The following is a 17,882-nucleotide window of genomic DNA, read 5'->3' as shown; positions in this document are numbered from 1 at the left end:
GTCGGCGAGTCCGCCGACACGCCCGGCACGGTGGCCGGGACCCTCGCCCTCGGGGGCGTGGTGGTCCGCACGGCCTGAACGGGGCGCCGTCACCCCGCGTAGTACGGGACGAAGGCGACCGTACGAAAGGGGGCGATCACCCGTGATCCCTCGCCTGCGACGAACGGCGGGCAGGGCGCGCCGGTTCCGCGTCGACTACCCGCGCCGGGGCCGCGGCGGACTGCGGCGGTACGTGCCGTCCTGGCGCCAGCTCCTGTGCCTGGCGCTGCTCGGCTGCGGGGCGCTCGCCGTGCTGGTCGGCTACGTCTACTCCACGGTGCGGATCACGGACGTGAACGCCACCGCCCGCACGGAGGCGAACGTCTACTACTGGGCCGACGGGACGCAGATGGTCAGCGTCGGGGACATCAACCGGCAGAACGTGCCGCTGTCCGACATCCCGCCGGCCCTCCAGAACGCCGTGATCGCGACCGAGAACGCCACCTTCTACACCGACCCGGGGTTCTCGCTGCGCGGGCTGGCCCGCGCCGTGGTGAACATGGCGAAGGGCGAGGAGGTGCAGGGCGGCTCCACCATCACGCAGCAGTACGTCAAGAACACCTACCTGACGCAGGAGCAGACGCTGGACCGCAAGCTGCGGGAGCTGTGCCTGTCGGTGAAGCTGTCGCGGAACCTGTCGAAGCAGCAGATCCTCCAGGGGTACTTCAACACCAGCTGGTTCGGGCGCAACGCCTACGGGGTGCAGGCGGCGGCGGTCGCGTACTACGGCGTCGACGCCAAGGAACTCGACGCGCCCCGCAGCGCGTTGCTGGCGGCGCTCCTCAAGGGCGGCGACCTGTACGACCCGTCGCTGAGCGAGGCGCACCACCGCAGGGCGGAGGTGCGCTGGCGGTACGTCCTGGACCGGCAGGTGGAGCTGGGGTTCATGTCGGAGGAGGAGCGGGCGCGGTACACGGTCTTCCCCGAGCCGCGCCCCCGGTCGGCCTCGCTGTCCACCAGCCTGTCCGGGCAGACCGGTTACCTGGTGGACGTGGCCAACAAGTACATCCAGCGGCGGACCGGGCTGACCGCGGAGGAGCTGGGACGCGGCGGCTACCGCATCCGCACCACCTTCGATCGGGCCCTGGTGGAGCAGCTGGAGCGCACCGTGGAGGACGTCACCGCGCGGACGCTGGATCCCGCGGGGCGGGCCGCCGACCGGGACGTGCAGGTCGGTGCCGCGTCCGTGCGGCCGGAGGACGGGGCGGTGCTGGCGCTGTACGGCGGGCCCGACGCGACGAAGCACTTCGCCAACAACGCCGACACCTCGGGGGTTCCGGTCGGCTCGGCGTTCCGGCCGTTCGTCCTGGCGGCGGCGTTGCGGGACGGCCGTGACGCGGATCTGGAGACCGTACGCGACGTGGCCGTGGACGCCGGCCTGCTGCCGCAGAGCATGGCCGAACTGGACGCGTCCTTCACGTCCGGCACGTCAACGCCGAGTGCCGTGCGGATGGCCGACGCGTACGCGACGTTCGCCACCGGCGGCCGGCACACCGACCTGTACGCGGTGACCGCGGTCACGCACCAGGGCAGGCCGCTGAAGGGCCTGGGCCGACCCGGCGGCCGGCAGGTGCTGAACCGGGAGGTCGCCGGAGAGGTCGTGGAGGCGATGCGCAGCGAGGCCGTCGACGCGCTCGCCCCGGAGACGCTGCGGGCCCTCGGCCCGGTCGCGGCGGGCCGCACCGGCGCCGCGGACCCTCAGCCCGCGGCCTGGTTCGTCGGCTCGACCCGGCAGTTGTCGACCGCGGTGACCGTCTTCCGCAACAAGCCCGGCAAGGACGGCCTGCTGTCCATGAGGGGGGTGGGCGGCGGCTCCGGTACGGAGCGGGGCGGCGGCGACGTGCTGCCGCTGCGGGTGTGGTCCTCGTACATGACGACCATCCAGTAGGGGGCGGGGACGGCGAAGAGGCCGGCGTCCGTGGGGGCGGACGCCGGCCTCGCCGGGGGCCGGTTCTCAGGTGCGGCGCACGGGGGTCACCCCGTCCGGCAGCAGGGCGGCCGCAGGGGTACGCCCGTTCACGCGGCTCCGGCTCCGTCGCGTCCGCCGCAGCGGGGTCGTACGCGTGCGCCGGCGACCGCCGTGACGCCCGCGCCGCCCGTCAGCCGGTGCGGCGGACCTGGGTGTGCTGGGCGGCCGTCGAAGGGAGGGTGGCGACCGGAGCGGTGTCGCTCAGCCGCGTCACCTGCGGTCCGGTCCGGTCCGCGCCGGGGGGCGGGTTGAGCGCGGCCGTCTCGACGGCCTGGGCGGGCGCCGGGGGCGCAGGGGGTGCCGGGACCGTGCGGTGGCGCTCGTCGGGCCCGTTGGCCACCGACGACCAGGTGCGCAGCCGGTGGCTCGCGGCCTCGTCGAGCGTCACGGGGCCCCCGCGCTGTTCGGCGAGCCGGCTGGCCTCCCGGCCCAGGGCCGCCATGTCGTCCCAGCCGAGGGTGAGCACCACGGAGAGCTCGGCGCCGCCACCGGGGAGACCTTGCATCATCGGTTCACTGCGTTGGGTCATGTCGCTCCTGTCGTCGAGGCAGAGACGTGTCGCCGCACCTGGCAGGGCGCAGGTAGCCCGTAGTACGCAGTGCGCAGGCGTCATGTTCACGCCCTGCTCGACCGGGTCGCGGTCACCGGGGGCCGTCGCTCGGCTCGCGCGGTTCAGCCGCCGAGATGGCGCAGCACGGTCCGCGCCGCGCGCTCCACGGCGGCCCGGGCCTCGTCGGTGTGGTCGATCGTCTCGAAGCCGTGGTGGCCCAGCGGTACGTCGATCACGTCGACATCGGCTCCGCAGTCCCGCGCGGCGGTGAGGAACTCCTCGACCGTCGCCGCGATCTCCGGGAGCTCCAGCCCCACCCGGGTCAGCACGATCGGCAGCGTCCCCGCGGAGCTCACGGCGGCCGCGGGGCGGAAGCCGGGGCCGGTGATCCCCCAGTGCGGCAGGGGCGCGAGGATGGGGTAGGTCGCCGCCACGCACCGCAGCCACGGCGGCGGTGCCGCGAGCCAGTCCGCCGACAGCGGACCGCCGCCGGAGAAGAACCACAGCGCGACGCGGTCGCCGTCGACGCGCGGGTCCGCCCGTACGTGTTCGACCGCTTCGGCGACGTCCAGGGCCGCACGGCCGAAGTCGTCCAGGCCGTGCAGCCGGTGGTCGACCGTCGCTCCGACCGCTCCCAGGTTCGCCACGTACTGCCCGTAGCCGACGAAGGCGGGCCAGTCGCGTGGTGTCGGCTCCACTCCGGCCGGTACCGGGCCGCCGTGGACGAACACCACCGCCGGGCGGGGTCCGTCGGCGTCGGGCAGGTGGAGGTCCACCCGCCCGGTCCGCTCGCGGGGCCGCGCCGGCACGTCCAGGAGGAACGGGCGCAGGTGCGCGGGCGGTTCGTCCGTCGCCGGGGTCAGGCGGTGTCCCTCCCCCGCCGCGGCGCGCAGCAGGACCGCGGCGAGTTCGTCGGGGACGGACAGCATCGGCCAGTGGCCGGTGGCGAGTTCGAAGAAGGTCACCCGCGGGTCGGTGAGCGCCTGGAGGGCGGGGTCACCGAGCCCCACGACGGTCTGCACCATCGCGATGCTCGTCCCGTTGGCGGTGCACAGGACGCCGGTGACCGGCAGACCGGAGGCCCCGTCCGCGAGCCGGAGCGGCTGCGTGAGCGTGCCCGTCGGCTGCGGCGCGGCGAGGCGGGTCAGCCGGGCCAGGGCGTCCGCGGACACCCCGGCGAGACTCCCCCAGCGGTCCCACCGGTCCTGCGACGGCGGCGGGACGAGCCAGTCCCCCTCGCCGCCGCCGGTCCGTGCCTCCCGGTCCCCCTGCTCCGCCTGCCGCAGCAGCTGTTCCTTCACCTCCCCGTCGGGCACCAGCGCGAGGGCGGGATCGCCGTCGCGGGGCATGCCCGCGTCCAGGTGGACGATCCGGGCGATCCGGCCGGGGCGCCGGCCGGCGGCGCCGAGCACGGGGTGGATGCCGTATCCGTGGCCGACCAGGACCACCTCCGGCGCGTCCAGGTGGTCGAGCAGCCGCGTCACATCCCGGACGTGGGTCTCCAGGTCCGTACCGGGGCCTGCCAGATGGCGCCGGTCGCCCATGCCCGTGAGCGTGACGGGGTGCACCTCCGCGCCCGCCTCCCGCAGCCGGGCGGCCGCCTCCCGCCAGATCCATCCGCCGGTGAACATCTCCGACACCAGGACGAATGCCGTCATGAACGCCTCCTCGTACGACAGTGGTCCGCCCGGGCGGCCGTTCGGGCCGGCCGGGCTCGCCGGTACGGTAGGAACTCCCCCTGAGGGAGGTTCAAGCCGTGTCCCGTGACGACATGTGGAGCATCGGGGAGCTCGCCGAGCGCGCGGGCGTCACCGTCAAGACCGTGCGTTTCTACTCGGACCGCGGTCTGCTGCCCGAGGGGTCCCGCAGCGCCGGCGGCCACCGGCGGTACGGCCCCGAGGCGCTCGACCGGCTGCGGCTTATCCGTTCGCTGCGCTCCCTGGACCTGCCGGTCCCCGAGGTGAGCCGTGTCCTCGACCGCGAGGAGGCGCTGGGGGAGGCGCTGGAGGAGGTCGTCGCGGGCCGGCTGCGGGAGCTCGGCAGCCGGATGGCCGCCCTGCGCTGGCGCGAGGCCGCCCTGCGCCTGCTCCAGGACTGCACCCCGGAGGAACGCCCCGACCGGCTGCGCCTGATCGGCTCGATGACCACGCCGCCCAGTACGGATACGCTCGCCCGGTTCTGGCGGCGGTGGCTGCCCCCGCGGATCCCCGCCCCCGTCCTGCGCTCCTTCCTCGACCGGGCGGTGCCGGAGCCGCCCGCGGACCCGGCTCCCGGCCAGGTGCTGGCCTTCGCCCGGCTGCACGCCTTCGTCTCCGGCCCGTGTCCGCGGACCACCACGACCGCGCACTGGCAGCCGGCCGTGCACCGTCCCGACGAGGGCTACCGCCCGGCCGTGCTGTACGAGGGCCTCGGCGAGGCCTACGACCTGGCCTCGGCGCAGCTGCGGGACCGGCGGGCGCCGCGGGAGGGGGAGGCGCTCGACTGCTTCGTCGCCGCGTACGCCCGCTCCGGCGGCACGCGCGACACGCCCGCCTTCCGGCGGCGGCTGAGCGGCCAGCTCGCCGCGGACCCGCGGATCGACCACTACTGGGACCTCACCGCCGAGATCGTCTCGCCGCCGTCCGGCCCGCGGGAGCCCACGCCCGGGTCCGCCCACGACTGGCTGCGCGCCGCCCTCGACGCCCACCTCGCCCGTACCGCCGCCTGAGCCTCATCCTCCTGCCCCAGGGCGGCAGTTGAGGCTGCGGCGCCCCGCGCGGCGTGATAAGATCACCAGCATGGGTTCCCTGTGATAGCCGATCCGAGTGTGTGAACGCGTCGAGCACTGCTCCGACGTCACACCTCCCGCGTGCCTCCGCACCGCCTCCGGCCGATGAGTACGGCCGTCCGGGCGTGTTCCCCTTGTGGTACCCCCTTGCGGCTGTGGCGTACGCGGACACGGCATCCCCGTATCGGCTGTGCTCAGGAGGACCTTCCATGCGTGTTGCTCAATTCGCCCTGCACGACATCACCAAGCGCTTCGCCGACCACGTGGTCCTGGACCGCGTGGACTTCACCGTCAAGCCCGGCGAGAGGATCGGCATCGTCGGCGACAACGGGTCGGGCAAGTCGACACTGCTCAGGCTGATCGCGGGACGGGACACGCCCGACAACGGGACGGTCACCGTGGTGGCGCCCGGCGGGGTGGGGTATCTGCCGCAGTCGCTGGAGCTGCCGGAGGACGCCGTCGTCCAGGACGCCGTCGACCTCGCCCTGTCCGACCTGCGCGAGCTGGAGGCGCGCATGCACCGGGCCGAGGCCGAACTGGCCGTCCAGGCGGACGAGGCCCGGTCGGACGAGGAGATGGCCAGGCTGTTCGAGGAGTACGCGGAGCTGCTGGAGCGCCACACCGTCCGGGGCGGGCACGAAGCGGACGCCCGGGTCGACATCGCGCTGCACCACCTGGGCCTGCCGGGTCTGGAGCGCGGCCGGCCGCTGGCGACCCTGTCCGGCGGTGAGCGGTCGCGCCTGGCCCTGGCCGGCACACTGGCCTCCGCCCCGGAACTGCTTCTGCTGGACGAGCCGACCAACGACCTCGACGAACGCGCGGTGATCTGGCTCGAGGAGCATCTGCGCCGGCACCGGGGCACCGTCGTCGCGGTGACCCACGACCGGGTGTTCCTGGAACGGCTGACCACCACCGTCCTGGAGGTCGACTCCGGCCGGGTCACCCGCTACGGCGACGGCTACGAGGGCTACCTGTCCGCCAAGGCCGCGGAGCGCCGCCGCCGGCTGCGGGAGTACGAGCAGTGGCGCGCCGAGCTGGAGCGCAATCGCGAGCTGGTGTCCACCCACGTGTCGCGGATGGACGGCATCCCGCGCAAGCTCCCGCTCGCCGGCTTCGGGGCCGGCCAGTTTCGGGCCCGGGGACGCGTGCACGGCGCGACGTCCCGCATCCGCAACGCCAAGGAGCGGGTGGCGCGGCTCACCGAGAACGCCGTCGCCCGGCCCGCGGACCCGCTCGCCTTCACGGCCGTGCTCTCCACCACCACCGAACGGCCGGCGGCGGAGACTGCGCCCGGGACGGCGCCGGAAGCCGCGGCGGACACGGTGGCGGAGCTGCTCGACGTACGGGTGGGCGACCGGCTGCGGGTCGGGTCGCTGCGCATCGGCCGCGGTGAGCGGTTGCTGGTCACGGGCCCCAACGGCGCGGGGAAGACGACGCTGCTGCGCGTGCTGGCCGGTGAGCTGGCGGCCGACGACGGCTCGGTCACCGTGACCGGCCGCGTGGGCCACCTGCGGCAGGACCCCACACCGTGGCCGTCCGGCATGACCGTGCCGCAGGCCTTCGCCCAGGGCCGGGGCGGGCATCCCGACGAGCACGTCGAGGAGTTGCTCTCCCTCGGGCTGTTCGGCCCGGACGACCTGCGGCGGCGGGTCGGCGAGCTGTCCTACGGGCAGCGGCGCAGGATCGAGCTCGCCCGGCTGGTGAGCGACCCGGTGGACCTGCTGCTGCTGGACGAGCCCACCAACCACCTGTCGCCCGCGCTCGTGGAGGAGCTGGAGCAGGCGCTGACGGACTACCGGGGAGCGGTGGTGGTCGTGACCCACGACCGGCGGATGCGGCAGCGGTTCGCCGGGGCCCGGCTGCGGCTGCACGGCGGGCGGGTCGCCGCGTTCGCGACGAACTGCCCGGCACCTGCCGGGGACGGCCCCTCACAGGTCCGGTGAGGCGGATCAGACGCGCCTGAGGGTGGCGCCGACCGCCCCGCACAGCTCCGTCCACTCGGCGCGTGCGGCCTCGAGCTGAGCCTGCTGCAGTTCGAGGCCCATCTCCCGCAGGTCGACCTCCCGGCAGTGCAGGGCCGACAGCACCCGCCGGGAGGACGCCTCCGTACCGCTGACCGTGTCGCCCCTCAGCTCGGCCCGGGCGCGCACGGCCCGCAGGGTGGCGGGCCCCGCCGAGAAGACGCTGTTCCAGCCCACCAGTTCCTCCAGGTAGCGCACCGCTTCCCGGACGGGCGCCTCGCGGGAGGACCAGACGAAGTGCGGCGGGCGGGCGCCCGCGCGGACCAGCGCCCGCCAGCGGGCGCCGTCCATCAGCTGTTCGCGGCGGTGGTGCAGCAGCCGGGCGACGGCGACGGCCCACTCCTCGCGGCACGCCGTCGCGCCCAGCCGGGCGGCGATCGTCTCGTCCAGCAGCCGCAGCGGGACAGAGGCGGCGAAGTGGATGCCCGACAGGTCGCACCCGGCGTCACGGGCCCGCTCCAGGCCGCTGAGAAACTCCTCGAAGAGCGGGTCGAACTGCTGGAGCGTGAACAGCGACCGGACGTCGACACTGATGCCCCGTGCCAGCAGGTCGCCGACGAGCGACACCCCGCCGCGCGCCAGGTGCACCGACACCACCGCGTTGGGGCGGTCGACCGTCCACCGCAGCGCGGCGGCTTCCGCGACGGCCCGGCGCCCGTCGGCGTAGGGGTTCAGCGGTACGAAGACGCTGGCGCACAGGCCGGCGCCGCGCCGGTACTGCGGCAGCAGGGTGTCGCAGGCGGTGCGCGCGTCCTCGCAGAGCAGGCTGAGCACCGCCTCGGCGGTCGGCACGCGGCGGCACGCCAGGTCGGACAGGTGGTCGCGGTAGGCGTCGCCGCGGCGGACGGCCTCGCAGACCGCGGCGGGCTGGGCGGCGGTGGCGCACGCGCCGAGTTCGCCCAGCAGCCGCGCCAGGCGGCCGGCGCGCTGCAGCTCGCGGGTCAGGCCCTCCATGCGCAGGCAGACGCCTTCGGCCGCGAGTCTGACGCCCTGTCGGCTCCGGTGAGTCATGTCCTGGGCCCGCGCGGTCAGCGGGTGGGGGCGGGGAGGGTCCGGTAGCTGCGCCGGCATTGCTCGTAGGTGGGCAGGGTTCCGCCGGCGAGGGCCTCGGCGAGGGTGGGGGCGGCGGCGTCCCGGGCCGACCGCACCGGGGGTTCGTCCAGGTCCCACGGAAGGGCCAGGGCGGGGTCGAGGGCGTCGACGTCGATGATGGTGCCGTGGACGTACTCCCGGTCGCACAGGTAGTTCATGCAGGTGTCGTCGGTGAGGGCGACGTAGGCCAGGCCCAGTCCGTCGGGCACGTAGAGGGCGGTGGCGCTGTGGGGGTCCAGCCGGAGGACGTCATGGTGGCCGAAGGCCGGTGAGCCCACCCTGAGGTCGACCACCATGGTGAGGGCGGCGCCCCGTACACAGGTGATGATCTTGCCTTGGCCGGGGGGCATCGTGGTGCCGTGGATGCCGCGCAGCACGTTGCGGTGGGACACCGTGAAGTTGACCTGCCGGAGCTCGAAGGCGTGCCCGGTGGCCGCCCGCAGCGTCTCGTGCCGCAGGCCCTCGTAGAACCGGCCGCGGTGGTCCGGGAGGAGCTCCGGCTGGATGCGGTAGGCGTCGGGCACGGCCGTTTCGGTGATGAGCATGGTCGGTTTCCCACTGGTCGGAGGACGGGCGCTCACGCGCGGACGGAGGGGATCAGCGGTGCGCCGGCAGCAGCTGTTCGATGACGGTGGCCGCCGCGGTGGCGCCTCCGGCCGCCCGGATCCGTTCGCGCATCCACCGCAGCCGCTCGCGGATCCCGTCGTCGGCGAGCACGCGCCGCGCGGTGGCGCGCAGCTCCGCCGCGGTCACCCCGGGGCCGGGCAGCTGGGCGCCCAGGCCGAGTTCGGCGATCCGGCGCGCGGTGGCCCGAGGTTCCGTCATCACCGGTACGGCCACCACGGGGACGCCGTGCGAGAAGGCCTCCATCGCCGTGCTCATCCCGCCGTGGTTCACGACCAGGGCCGTGTGGGGGAAGACGTCGGCGAGCGGGACGAAGTCCCGTACCCGGACGTTGTCCGGCAGCGGGCCCAGGTCCTCGGGGGCCAGGCCGCCGCCCAGGACCAGCAGGACGTTCCAGGGCTCGTCGCGGAACGCCTCGACGCAGGCGCGGAAGAAGTCGGGCCGCCGGTTGTAGAGGGTGCCCATGCTGACCATGACGAGCGGCCTGCCGTCGTGCGGCGGCTCCCAGGTGCCGTGGAAGGAGGCGCGGGGCGCGCACGGCCCGACGAAGTGGTGCTGGTCGTCGAAGGTCTCCCCGGCGTACTGGAAGGGGCGGGGCATGTAGAGCAGGGCGGGGCCGCTGTGGATGCGCCCGGTGAAGGTGCCCGCGTCGTCGTCGATGCCCTGCGCGCGCAGCAGCCGGTCGATCCCGCCGACGAGTTCGAGGAGGGCGGGATCGTCGGGAGGCCCGGCCGCCTCCGCGTCGGGGTGCATGGACCAGTGCTCGTTGGCCGCGTACGTCGGGGTGCTCCGGATGGCCGGGATGCCCCACCGGTCGGCGAGGATGCGTCCCGTCCAGAACGACGAGGGGTCGTTGACGATCACATCGGGGCGGTCGTCCCGGAAATGCCGCTCCAGCGGCTCCACGGTCCGGTCCGTCATCTCCAGCAGCCATTGCAGGACCCGGAGTATCTCGCCCTTGTCGGTGTACTCGTCGGAATTCTGCTGCGGCACCATGTGGGTGCGGAACCGCTCCTGGTCCATGGGATAGGTGACGACCTCCGCGCCGACGCGCCGCGCGCGCCCCGCGATGTCCTCGGGCAGTGCGTAGGTGACCCGGTGACCGCGTGCCACGAGCTCCTCGGCCACTCCCAGGGTCGGATTCAGATGCCCGGGCACGGGGAGGACGAAGAATGCGATGTGAGCCACGCGGAACCCTTCACTGGGTGTTTTCGGTCGCACGAACGGAGCCGCGACGGGCGGAATGAGATGCGCCTTCCGGCGGTACGGCGCCACACAGTAAAAGAGCCGTCCGGTGGAGGCAATACCGAGATGACATAGTGCGGTTCGCTCGTTCACCGGCGTCATGTGACAAAGTGCCGCCCGATTCGTCGAACGCCCGTCACCGCGGCGGGAGAATCCGGTAATGATCATCACTGCGTGCCGTATCTGCGGCAATCGCGAGCTGCTCCCGGTGCTGGATCTCGGGGAACAGGCGCTGACCGGTGTGTTCCCGACGCGCCGCGACCAGGAGGTCCCCTCGGTGCCGCTGGAGCTGGTCGTCTGCTCCCCCGCGGGATGCGGGCTGGTGCAGCTGCGCCACACCCCCGACGCCGATCTCATGTACGGCGACGATTACGGCTACCGCTCCGGTATCCGGCCCTTCATGATCCACCATCTCCACGACAAGGTGGCGGCCATTCGCGAGCTGGTGGAACTGGGACCGGAGGACCTGGTCCTGGACATCGGCAGCAATGACGCCACTCTGCTGCGCGGCTATCCCGAGGACGGGCCCCGGCTGGTCGGTATCGACCCGACCGGCGGTAAGTTCCGCGACAGGTATCCGGCGAACGCGGAACTCATCGTGGACTACTTCTCCCGGAAGACGTTCGAGGACCGTTTCGGCGGGGAGCGGGCGAAGGTCGTCACGTCCATCGCCATGTTCTACGACCTGCCGGATCCGATGCGTTTCATGCAGGACGTCCACGACATCCTCGCCGACGACGGCATCTGGGTCATGGAGCAGAGCTACATGCCCTCCATGCTGGGCGCGGACGCGTACGACGTGGTGTGCCACGAGCACCTGGAGTACTACGCCCTGCGGCAGATCGAGTGGATGGCGGAGCGGGTCGGGCTGACCGTGATCAGGGCGGAACTGACCGAGGTCTACGGTGGCAGCCTGTCCGTCACGCTGGCCAGGAGCCCCAACCGGTACGCGCGCGACGAGGCGGGGCTCGCGCGGATCCGCGCGCGGGAGGCGGAGGCCGGGCTCGACACGACCGCTCCGTTCGAGGCGTTCGCCCTGCGGGTCGAGCGGCAGCGGGAGGTCCTGCTGGAGTTCCTCGCCCGGTCCCGGGAGGCCGGGAAGGTGACCTTCGGGTACGGCGCCTCGACCAAGGGGAACGTGATCCTCCAGTACTGCGGGCTGACGGAGCGGGACCTGCCCTGCATCGGTGAGGTCTCCCCGGAGAAGGCGGGCCGCTTCACGCCCGGCACGCGGATCCCGATCGTGTCCGAGGAGGACGCCAAGGCGGGGAAGCCCGACCAGTTGCTGGTCCTGCCGTGGATCTACCGGGACGGCTTCGTCGAGCGGGAACAGCGGTTCCTGGCCGGCGGCGGCAAGCTGGTCTTCCCGCTGCCGGCGCTCAGCGTCGTCTGAGGAGGGTCGCCGTCCGGAGCCGGCCGATACCGCCGTCCGGACGGCGGTATCGGCCGGCTCCGTGGGCCGGCTCCGTGGGCCGGCGCACGCACCCTGGCCGATGCACCCGCCCGCCCACTCACCACGCGCCGCTCAGCCCGCGCCCCTCAGCCGGCGCCGCTCACCGCGCCGCTCAGCCCGCGCCGCTCACCCCCGCGCCGGTGACCGGGGGCCGTGCGGCGTCGCCCGGCACGGGGAACAGCGCGTCCAGCTCGGCCAGTTCCGCATCGCCCAGGTGCAGGTCGAGGGCGCGCAGCGCCGAGTCGAGCTGCTCGAGGGTGCGCGGCCCGATCACCGCGCCGCTGATGCCCGGCCGGGACAGCACCCAGGACAGGCCGACCTCCGCCGGATGCTCCCCGATGCGCTCGCAGAACCGCTCGTACGCCTCGATGTTGGCCCGCAGGGCCGGCAGGAGCTCCTGCGCGCGGCCCTGGGCCGACTTCACGGCGGTGCCCTCCGCCAGCTTGCGCAGTGCCCCGCTCAGCAGTCCGCCGTGCAGCGGTGACCAGGCGAACACCCCGACACCGTACGCCCGGGCGGCGGGGATCAGCTCCGCGTCGGCCCGGCGCACCGCCAGGTTGTAGATGCTCTGCTCGGAGACCAGCCCCATGGCGTTGCGGCGCATGGCCGTCTCCTGGGCAGCGGCGATGTTCCAGCCGGCGAAGTTCGACGAGCCGACGTAGCAGACCTTCCCGCTGGTCACGAGGCGGTCCATGGCCTGCCAGATCTCGTCCCAGGGAGCGGCGCTGTCCAGGCGGTGCATCTGGTAGAGGTCGATGTGGTCGACGTCGAGGCGGCGCAGCGACTGCTCGCAGGCGGCGACGATGTGCCGGGCCGACAGTCCCCCGTCGTTGACGCGGTCGCTCATGTCCTCGCCGACCTTGGTGGCCAGCAGGACGTCCTCCCGCCGGACACCGCTCTTCGACAGCCAGCGGCCCACGAGTTCCTCGGTGTGTCCCTTGTGGACGCGCCAGCCGTAGATGTTCGCCATGTCGACGCAGTTGATGCCGCGGTCGAGCGCCGCGCTCAGCAGCCGCGAGGCGTCGGCGTCCTCGACCCGTCCGCTGAAGTTCACCGTGCCCAGCCAGAGCCGGCTCACCAGAGTCGCGCTGCGTCCGAGCCGTACGTACGGTGTCCGCTTCCGATCCTCGCTCACGCTCGGATTCTTCCCTTCAACTCGACCATGGGGGCTCGCGGAGCCGGTGTCCGGTCACCGCTCGCGCGACGTGCTCGCCTCCGCGGCGACCAGTGCGGCCACCAGTTCGTCCAGCCCCTCGTGCAGGGGTACGGCAGGGGACCACCCCGTCACGGCGCCGAACGCCGCGGGGTCGCAGTCCGGAGTGCGGAAGTCGCCCGCTTCGGCGAAGTCGGGCGGTTCCACGGAGAGGACCGGGACGGGCGGGCGTCCGGTCCGTGCGGCCACGGCGTCCGCGAGGGAGCGGAACACGTCGCCGAGGCGGACGCGGATGCCGCTGCCGACGGACCAGTCGCCGCCCCGGAGGCCCGGCAGGTGGTCCAGCGCGGTGACGAAGGCGCGGGCGGCGTCACGCACGTGGAGGAAGTCGCGTTCGACTGTTCCGTCGTGCCACATGGTGAGCGGAGCGCCGTCGAGGGCGCGCCGGGCCATCGCGGCGAGCACACCGCGCCCGGGTGAACCCGTCAGCGGGGCACGGCCGTAGACGGTCGACAGCCGCAGCACGACACCGCGGACGGCGCCCCGTGCGGTCGCCTCCCGCAGCAGCTCCTCGGCGGCCATCTTCTGTCTGGCGTAGGCGGCGCGGGGATGGTCCCCGGCCCCGCCGGCCTGCGCGGTGCTCGCGAAGACCACTGCGGGCGCGGGCGCGTCACGGCCTTCGAACGCCGCGACGAGGTCGCGCATCAGGCCGACGTTCACCCGCTCGGAGTCGTCACCGGCGGCGCGCCAGGAACGGTCGCCGCCGACGTGGGCGGCGAGGTGGACGACCGCGTCGGCTCCCTCGACGGCGCGGGCGACCGCACCCGGCCGGGAAAGGTCCGTCCGGCACCCCTCGATCTCGGCCACGGCCCCCGGGGGTACGGGACTGGCGCCCCGTGCCACCGCGCGGACCCGCACCGGCAGGCCGGCGAGCCGGTCGATGACGGCGGGCCCGAGGAACCCGGACGCGCCGAGTACGACGATCAGTGGTCCGCGGGTGTTCCGCGACTGGTTGAGCACCTCGGCAGCGAGCTTCACATGCCTCCTCATCCGCCCATCCCCCGTGAGCCCGAACCTATCAGAGGGGTGATCGCCCGTACGAGGGTTGACGTGCCAATTCGGCCTGCACAGGGGCGATTTGATGAAGGTGTGTCATGTCGGCACACCCCTCCCGTCCGCAGGCGGTCCCGGGGGCCCCGGACGCACCGCGCGCCACGGCACCACGGTTCCCGGACCACCGCCCGGGCCGCCCCGGACGCCGTGTGCGGGGGTGACCGTGGTGGTCCGGCCACCCCCTCCCCGGCTGTATGGGGGCGTCCGCGGCCACCGCTGTGAACCGGCCACCGCGGCCACGGGGCAAGTGGGTCGCCTGCGGACCTGTGGCCTCCGGGGGCGGCGGACAAGGCTGAGGACCCGACGAGCCCGACCGGCAAGCACTGCGGAAACCCGACTCTGAGGAGCTTCATGGGGACGCTGACGACTGCCCCGACGACGCACCACGATCCGGCCCACTCCCCTGAAGGGCACCTCACCGAAGAGGTGTGTGCCTCGGTACTGGCCTCACTGCGCCGCCGCGACCAGCGGCACAAAGGACAGCTGTACGTGAACGGACTGCTGACCGCGCAGGGCCGCAAGACGATGCGGAACCTCGCCACCAGCACGCGCGAACCCGCCGCCGCCCAGAGCCTGCACCACTTCATCAGCGTCTCGACCTGGGACTGGTCCGAGGTGCGAGCCTCGCTCGCCCGCCGGATGGAGCGGTTGATGACGCCGCACGCCTGGGTGGTGCAGCCCATGGTGACGCCGAAGAGCGGTGTGCACTCGGTGGGGGTCCAGCGGCGTTTCATCCGCCACCTGGGCCAGGCTGTCACCAGTCAGCACAGCCATGGGCTGTGGCTCGCCGGACAGAGCGCCGCGGCTCCGGTCAACTGGCAGCTGTCCGTGGGCGAGGACCGGCCCGGCGGTCCGGCGCCCGGTGGGCGCGACGGTGTGCCCGAGACCACGGGCGGCGGGTGGTCCGGTGACGACACGGCGATCTCGGTCGTCCTGCAGGCGGCTTCCTGGGGGCTCACGCCGCGGCCCGTGGTGATCGACGCGCGGGATGTGCCGCCGGCACCGCTGATCGAGGCGTTCACCGCCGCCGACCTGCCGTTCCTCCTGCGTGTGGGGGGCAACACCCCCTTGCTGGCACCGGACCTGTCGGGCGGGCAGCGCCGGGTGCTGTCGGCGTCCGCGGAGCACCTCACCACGCTCGCCAGGTCGCAGCAGCGGCCCGTCGAGTGGGTGGACCCCGCCATGCCGCGGGTGCTGCGCACCGGTCTGGTCGCGCTGCTGCCGGTGCTGTGGCCGGGGATCACCGTGCCCCGCCGGCCGCGCCCGGCCGGTGTGCGGGTGGTCGACCCGCGGCGGTCCGGCGGGGCGGAGCTGCTGCTGATGGGCGAGTGGCAGCCGAACCGACGGCGCGTGGCCGAGCTGTGGCTCACCAACATGACCCGCGCGGGCCGCGGCACCCTGCTGCGGCTGAGCAAGCTCACCCGGCGGGCCGACACCGACTTCGCCCGCATCTGCATGGACGTCGGCGCCCAGGACTTCGAAGGGCGTTCGTACCACGGGTGGCACCGCCACATGACGATGGTTTCCCTCGCGCACGCGGTCCGGGTGCTGTCGCGGGAGAACCGCGCGTGCGAGGAGCTCGAGCGGTCCGGGTGAAGCGTCAGCGGTCCCGGGAGGCGAAGTGGCCCGTGTCCGGCACCTGTGACGCGTAGCGCGTGCGGTGCAGCCGCAGCGCGAGCTGCAGTTCCAGGGCGTGGTCCGGCTCCTGCCAGTCGCGGCCCAGCAGCTGGGTGATGCGTTCCAGGCGCCGGGAGACGGTGTTGGGGTGGACGTACAGCAGCTCGGCCGCGCGGGTCGGGCTGCACGCCGCCTGGAAGTACGCCTCCAGCGTCTCGACGAGCACGGTGAACCGCTGGGTGTCGTACTCGATGACCGGGCCGATGATCTTGTTGACGAACTCGGTGACGTCGTAGTCCTCGGCGAACAGCAGACCGAGGAAACCGAGGTCCCGCGCACAGGCCGCCCGCCCCTCGCCGCCCATGGCGATGAGGGCCTCCACGCAGCGCATCGCCTCCTGGTAGAAGCGCTGGATGGACTCGGGGCCGTCGGCTGGACCGGCGGCCCCGACCGTCACCGGCACCTCGAGCGCCGCGCTGAGCCGGGCCGACACCTCGTGCGCCATGGCCGCCGGGTCGTCCCCGGGCAGCAGCAGCACCACGTAGTCCTCCCGGGTCATCTTCAATCCCTGCCGCCGCTGCACCCAGGAGGTGGCCCAGGCGGTGGCCTGTTCGGCGACCGGGCCGTCCGGGCGGGCGATGACCACGATGTGCGGACGGTCCAGCCGCACCTGGAGCCTGCGGGCCCGGGCCACCGCCACCTCGGCGGGGTGGTCGATGCCGATCAGGTCCTCCAGCAGGTCGTCCCGCCACTGGTGGTCGGCGGGGGCGGAGCGCCGCAGTTCCAGCACCATGCTGACAACGTTGGCCACGGCGAGCAGCAGCTCCGGCGGGCCGGGGTCCCCGGCCCCGTCCGGGCGGTGCAGGAGCCAGCCGGGGTCGGAGCGCGCGGTCAGCGTCGCCATCCAGGTGCCGTCGGCCAGCTCGACGGGCACCCCGGAGGCGTGGACGTCGAGGTACGCCCGTTCCAGCTCGGCCTCGTGCGGCCGGCGTACGTGTCCCGAGGCGCCGACGGCGTCGCCGTACCGGTCGTAGACCGCGAGCGCTCCCCCGAGCTCACGGGCGCAGTGGTCCAGCACCTCGTCCAGCCCGGCGCCGTCGAGCGCCAGTTGCAGCAGGCGCTGCTGGGCGCGGGCCGGCCCCGGCGGGCCGGGCTCGGCGGGTCCGGCGGGCCGCGGGGCGCCGTCCTGCCCTTCCAGCCGGGCGAGGAGCCGGCCCGAGGTGACGGCGACGGCGGCGATGTCGGCGAGCGACTGCAGCAGCGCCACATCGTCCGGCAGGAAGTCGTGCGCGCTGCGGTCCGCCACGTACAGGACGCCCAGCTGCTCGCTGTCCGACCGCAGGGGGACGGACAGCACGGCACGCAGCCCTTCGGCCTGCACGGTGTGGTCGACGACCGGATCGTGGGCGATGTGCTCCTCGGTGAGGTAGTCGGCCGCCCAGAACGGCCCCTGATGCCGGACGACGGCCCCGCCGAGTCCCCGCATGACGGGCACCCGCAGGCCGAGGAAGCGGGTGGTGACGGCGCCGTCGACGGCGCTGATCACGGCGTCGCCGCCCGGCTCGTCGAGAAGGGCGACGCAGGCGAGGTCGCTGTGCATCAGCATCCGGGTACGCCGGACGATCTGGTCGAGCGCCGCTCCCGGGTGCGGGGACCGGGTCAGCTCGCGCACCACGTCGATGAGGCCGGTGAGCTCCGCCTCGCGCCGCCGGCCGCGGCTGACGCGGTCCTCGATCTGGAGCGCGAGACGCTTGGCCCGTCCGAGGTACTCGATGGTCTCCGGGTCGGCCCCGTCGGCGCCGGCCCGCTGCACCAGCTCCTCGTACCGCCAGGCAGGAGCGTCGGCGGTGAGGAGTTCCAGGAAGCGCAGCGCCCCGGCCGCGCCCTTTAAGCTCTCGTCTCCCATCAACGCCCCCGGTTGTTGCTGGTTGACCCGCGCCGGGATCCGGCGATCCCGGCGCCGTCGCCTTACGTCGGAGGAGCGCCGGTGCGGGCATGACTGGTCGGGGTCATGCCCATCCTGCACTCCCTGCCCCACCGGTGATCTGGTTCGGTCTCCGGAGCGACAACAACAGTAAGGAACTTTACATACTGGCCTACAGCGATTAAATGATCACCTCACGCGATCGTCAAGGGTGCGTCGGCCGGAAGCGGTTGATGGCGTCGATGTGCTGCGCGCGCTTCTCCTGGTCGCGGACGCCGAGGCCCTCTTCGGGGGCGAGGCACAGGACGCCGACCT

At 73.6% G+C, this 17,882-nt stretch carries 13 protein-coding genes; 5 read left to right on the top strand and 8 right to left on the bottom strand.

Going from position 1 to position 17,882, the window contains the following annotated elements; all coding sequences use genetic code 11:
* Window positions 1-142: 142 nt before the first annotated feature.
* The gene (locus ACIA79_RS18930) at window positions 143-1,927 is read left to right on the top strand and encodes a transglycosylase domain-containing protein (RefSeq protein ID WP_399429441.1); all 1,785 of its coding nucleotides are present in this window, start codon (window positions 143-145) and stop codon (window positions 1,925-1,927) included.
* A 211-nt stretch (window positions 1,928-2,138) separates the two neighbouring features.
* On the opposite strand, the gene ACIA79_RS18925 is transcribed toward ACIA79_RS18930, so the two are convergent.
* On the bottom strand, window positions 2,139-2,537 hold the full coding sequence (locus ACIA79_RS18925; RefSeq protein ID WP_399429439.1) for a hypothetical protein: 399 nt from the start codon (window positions 2,535-2,537) through the stop codon (window positions 2,139-2,141).
* A gap of 143 nt (window positions 2,538-2,680) precedes the next feature.
* Window positions 2,681-4,216: an alpha/beta fold hydrolase gene (locus ACIA79_RS18920; RefSeq protein ID WP_399429438.1), complete on the bottom strand. Its 1,536-nt coding sequence runs from the start codon at window positions 4,214-4,216 to the stop codon at window positions 2,681-2,683.
* A gap of 113 nt (window positions 4,217-4,329) precedes the next feature.
* Between ACIA79_RS18920 and ACIA79_RS18915 the strand changes: the two genes are divergently transcribed.
* Window positions 4,330-5,265 (top strand): MerR family transcriptional regulator, encoded by a 936-nt coding sequence (locus ACIA79_RS18915; protein WP_399429638.1) that lies wholly within the window; start codon window positions 4,330-4,332, stop codon window positions 5,263-5,265.
* Between the two features lie 269 nt (window positions 5,266-5,534).
* Window positions 5,535-7,268, top strand: coding sequence for a TlrC/CarA/OleB/SrmB family ABC-F type ribosomal protection protein (locus ACIA79_RS18910; protein WP_399429437.1), 1,734 nt, complete (start codon window positions 5,535-5,537; stop codon window positions 7,266-7,268).
* A gap of 6 nt (window positions 7,269-7,274) precedes the next feature.
* Here the strand turns inward: ACIA79_RS18910 and ACIA79_RS18905 are convergent, their stop codons facing one another.
* The 3 genes from ACIA79_RS18905 to ACIA79_RS18895 are packed head-to-tail and all read right to left on the bottom strand — an operon-like array spanning window position 7,275 to window position 10,250.
* A complete protein-coding gene (locus ACIA79_RS18905; protein WP_399429436.1) occupies window positions 7,275-8,357 on the bottom strand; it encodes a transaldolase family protein in 1,083 nt (360 codons plus the stop codon).
* A 17-nt stretch (window positions 8,358-8,374) separates the two neighbouring features.
* Window positions 8,375-8,983, bottom strand: coding sequence for a dTDP-4-dehydrorhamnose 3,5-epimerase family protein (locus tag ACIA79_RS18900; protein WP_399429435.1), 609 nt, complete (start codon window positions 8,981-8,983; stop codon window positions 8,375-8,377).
* Window positions 8,984-9,035: 52 nt separating this feature from the next.
* Window positions 9,036-10,250 carry a macrolide family glycosyltransferase gene (locus ACIA79_RS18895; protein WP_399429434.1) on the bottom strand — a complete coding sequence of 405 codons (1,215 nt, stop codon included), beginning with the start codon at window positions 10,248-10,250 and terminating at the stop codon, window positions 9,036-9,038.
* 217 nt (window positions 10,251-10,467) lie between these two features.
* Between ACIA79_RS18895 and ACIA79_RS18890 the strand changes: the two genes are divergently transcribed.
* Window positions 10,468-11,700, top strand: a complete 1,233-nt coding sequence (locus tag ACIA79_RS18890) for a class I SAM-dependent methyltransferase (RefSeq protein WP_399429433.1) — start codon at window positions 10,468-10,470, stop codon at window positions 11,698-11,700.
* Between the two features lie 172 nt (window positions 11,701-11,872).
* Here the strand turns inward: ACIA79_RS18890 and ACIA79_RS18885 are convergent, their stop codons facing one another.
* Window positions 11,873-12,895, bottom strand: a complete 1,023-nt coding sequence (locus ACIA79_RS18885; RefSeq protein ID WP_399429432.1) for an aldo/keto reductase — start codon at window positions 12,893-12,895, stop codon at window positions 11,873-11,875.
* Window positions 12,896-12,949: 54 nt separating this feature from the next.
* Window positions 12,950-13,951, bottom strand: a complete 1,002-nt coding sequence (locus ACIA79_RS18880; RefSeq protein WP_399429431.1) for an NAD-dependent epimerase/dehydratase family protein — start codon at window positions 13,949-13,951, stop codon at window positions 12,950-12,952.
* Between the two features lie 426 nt (window positions 13,952-14,377).
* On the opposite strand from ACIA79_RS18880, the gene ACIA79_RS18875 reads away from it, so the two are divergent.
* Window positions 14,378-15,622: an IS701 family transposase gene (locus ACIA79_RS18875; RefSeq protein ID WP_399429430.1), complete on the top strand. Its 1,245-nt coding sequence runs from the start codon at window positions 14,378-14,380 to the stop codon at window positions 15,620-15,622.
* Between the two features lie 4 nt (window positions 15,623-15,626).
* On the opposite strand, the gene ACIA79_RS18870 is transcribed toward ACIA79_RS18875, so the two are convergent.
* A complete protein-coding gene (locus tag ACIA79_RS18870; RefSeq protein WP_399429429.1) occupies window positions 15,627-17,549 on the bottom strand; it encodes a helix-turn-helix domain-containing protein in 1,923 nt (640 codons plus the stop codon).
* Window positions 17,550-17,882: the final 333 nt, after the last annotated feature.

This window comes from Streptomyces sp. NPDC051310 (assembly GCF_044455245.1).
In the GTDB taxonomy this organism is placed as follows: domain Bacteria; phylum Actinomycetota; class Actinomycetes; order Streptomycetales; family Streptomycetaceae; genus Streptomyces.
The sequence above is the reverse complement of the archived record's forward strand: the minus strand, read 5'-3'. Positions and strand labels throughout refer to the sequence as shown.

Coding starts and splice junctions, on each gene's coding strand:
- ACIA79_RS18890 (WP_399429433.1), top strand. CDS start 10,468: ATGATCATCACTGCGTGCCGTATCTGCGGCAATCGCGAGCTGCTCCCG.
- ACIA79_RS18900 (WP_399429435.1), bottom strand. CDS start 8,983: ATGCTCATCACCGAAACGGCCGTGCCCGACGCCTACCGCATCCAGCCG.
- ACIA79_RS18870 (WP_399429429.1), bottom strand. CDS start 17,549: ATGGGAGACGAGAGCTTAAAGGGCGCGGCCGGGGCGCTGCGCTTCCTG.
- ACIA79_RS18925 (WP_399429439.1), bottom strand. CDS start 2,537: ATGACCCAACGCAGTGAACCGATGATGCAAGGTCTCCCCGGTGGCGGC.
- ACIA79_RS18905 (WP_399429436.1), bottom strand. CDS start 8,357: ATGACTCACCGGAGCCGACAGGGCGTCAGACTCGCGGCCGAAGGCGTC.
- ACIA79_RS18875 (WP_399429430.1), top strand. CDS start 14,378: ATGGGGACGCTGACGACTGCCCCGACGACGCACCACGATCCGGCCCAC.
- ACIA79_RS18915 (WP_399429638.1), top strand. CDS start 4,330: ATGTGGAGCATCGGGGAGCTCGCCGAGCGCGCGGGCGTCACCGTCAAG.
- ACIA79_RS18920 (WP_399429438.1), bottom strand. CDS start 4,216: ATGACGGCATTCGTCCTGGTGTCGGAGATGTTCACCGGCGGATGGATC.
- ACIA79_RS18910 (WP_399429437.1), top strand. CDS start 5,535: ATGCGTGTTGCTCAATTCGCCCTGCACGACATCACCAAGCGCTTCGCC.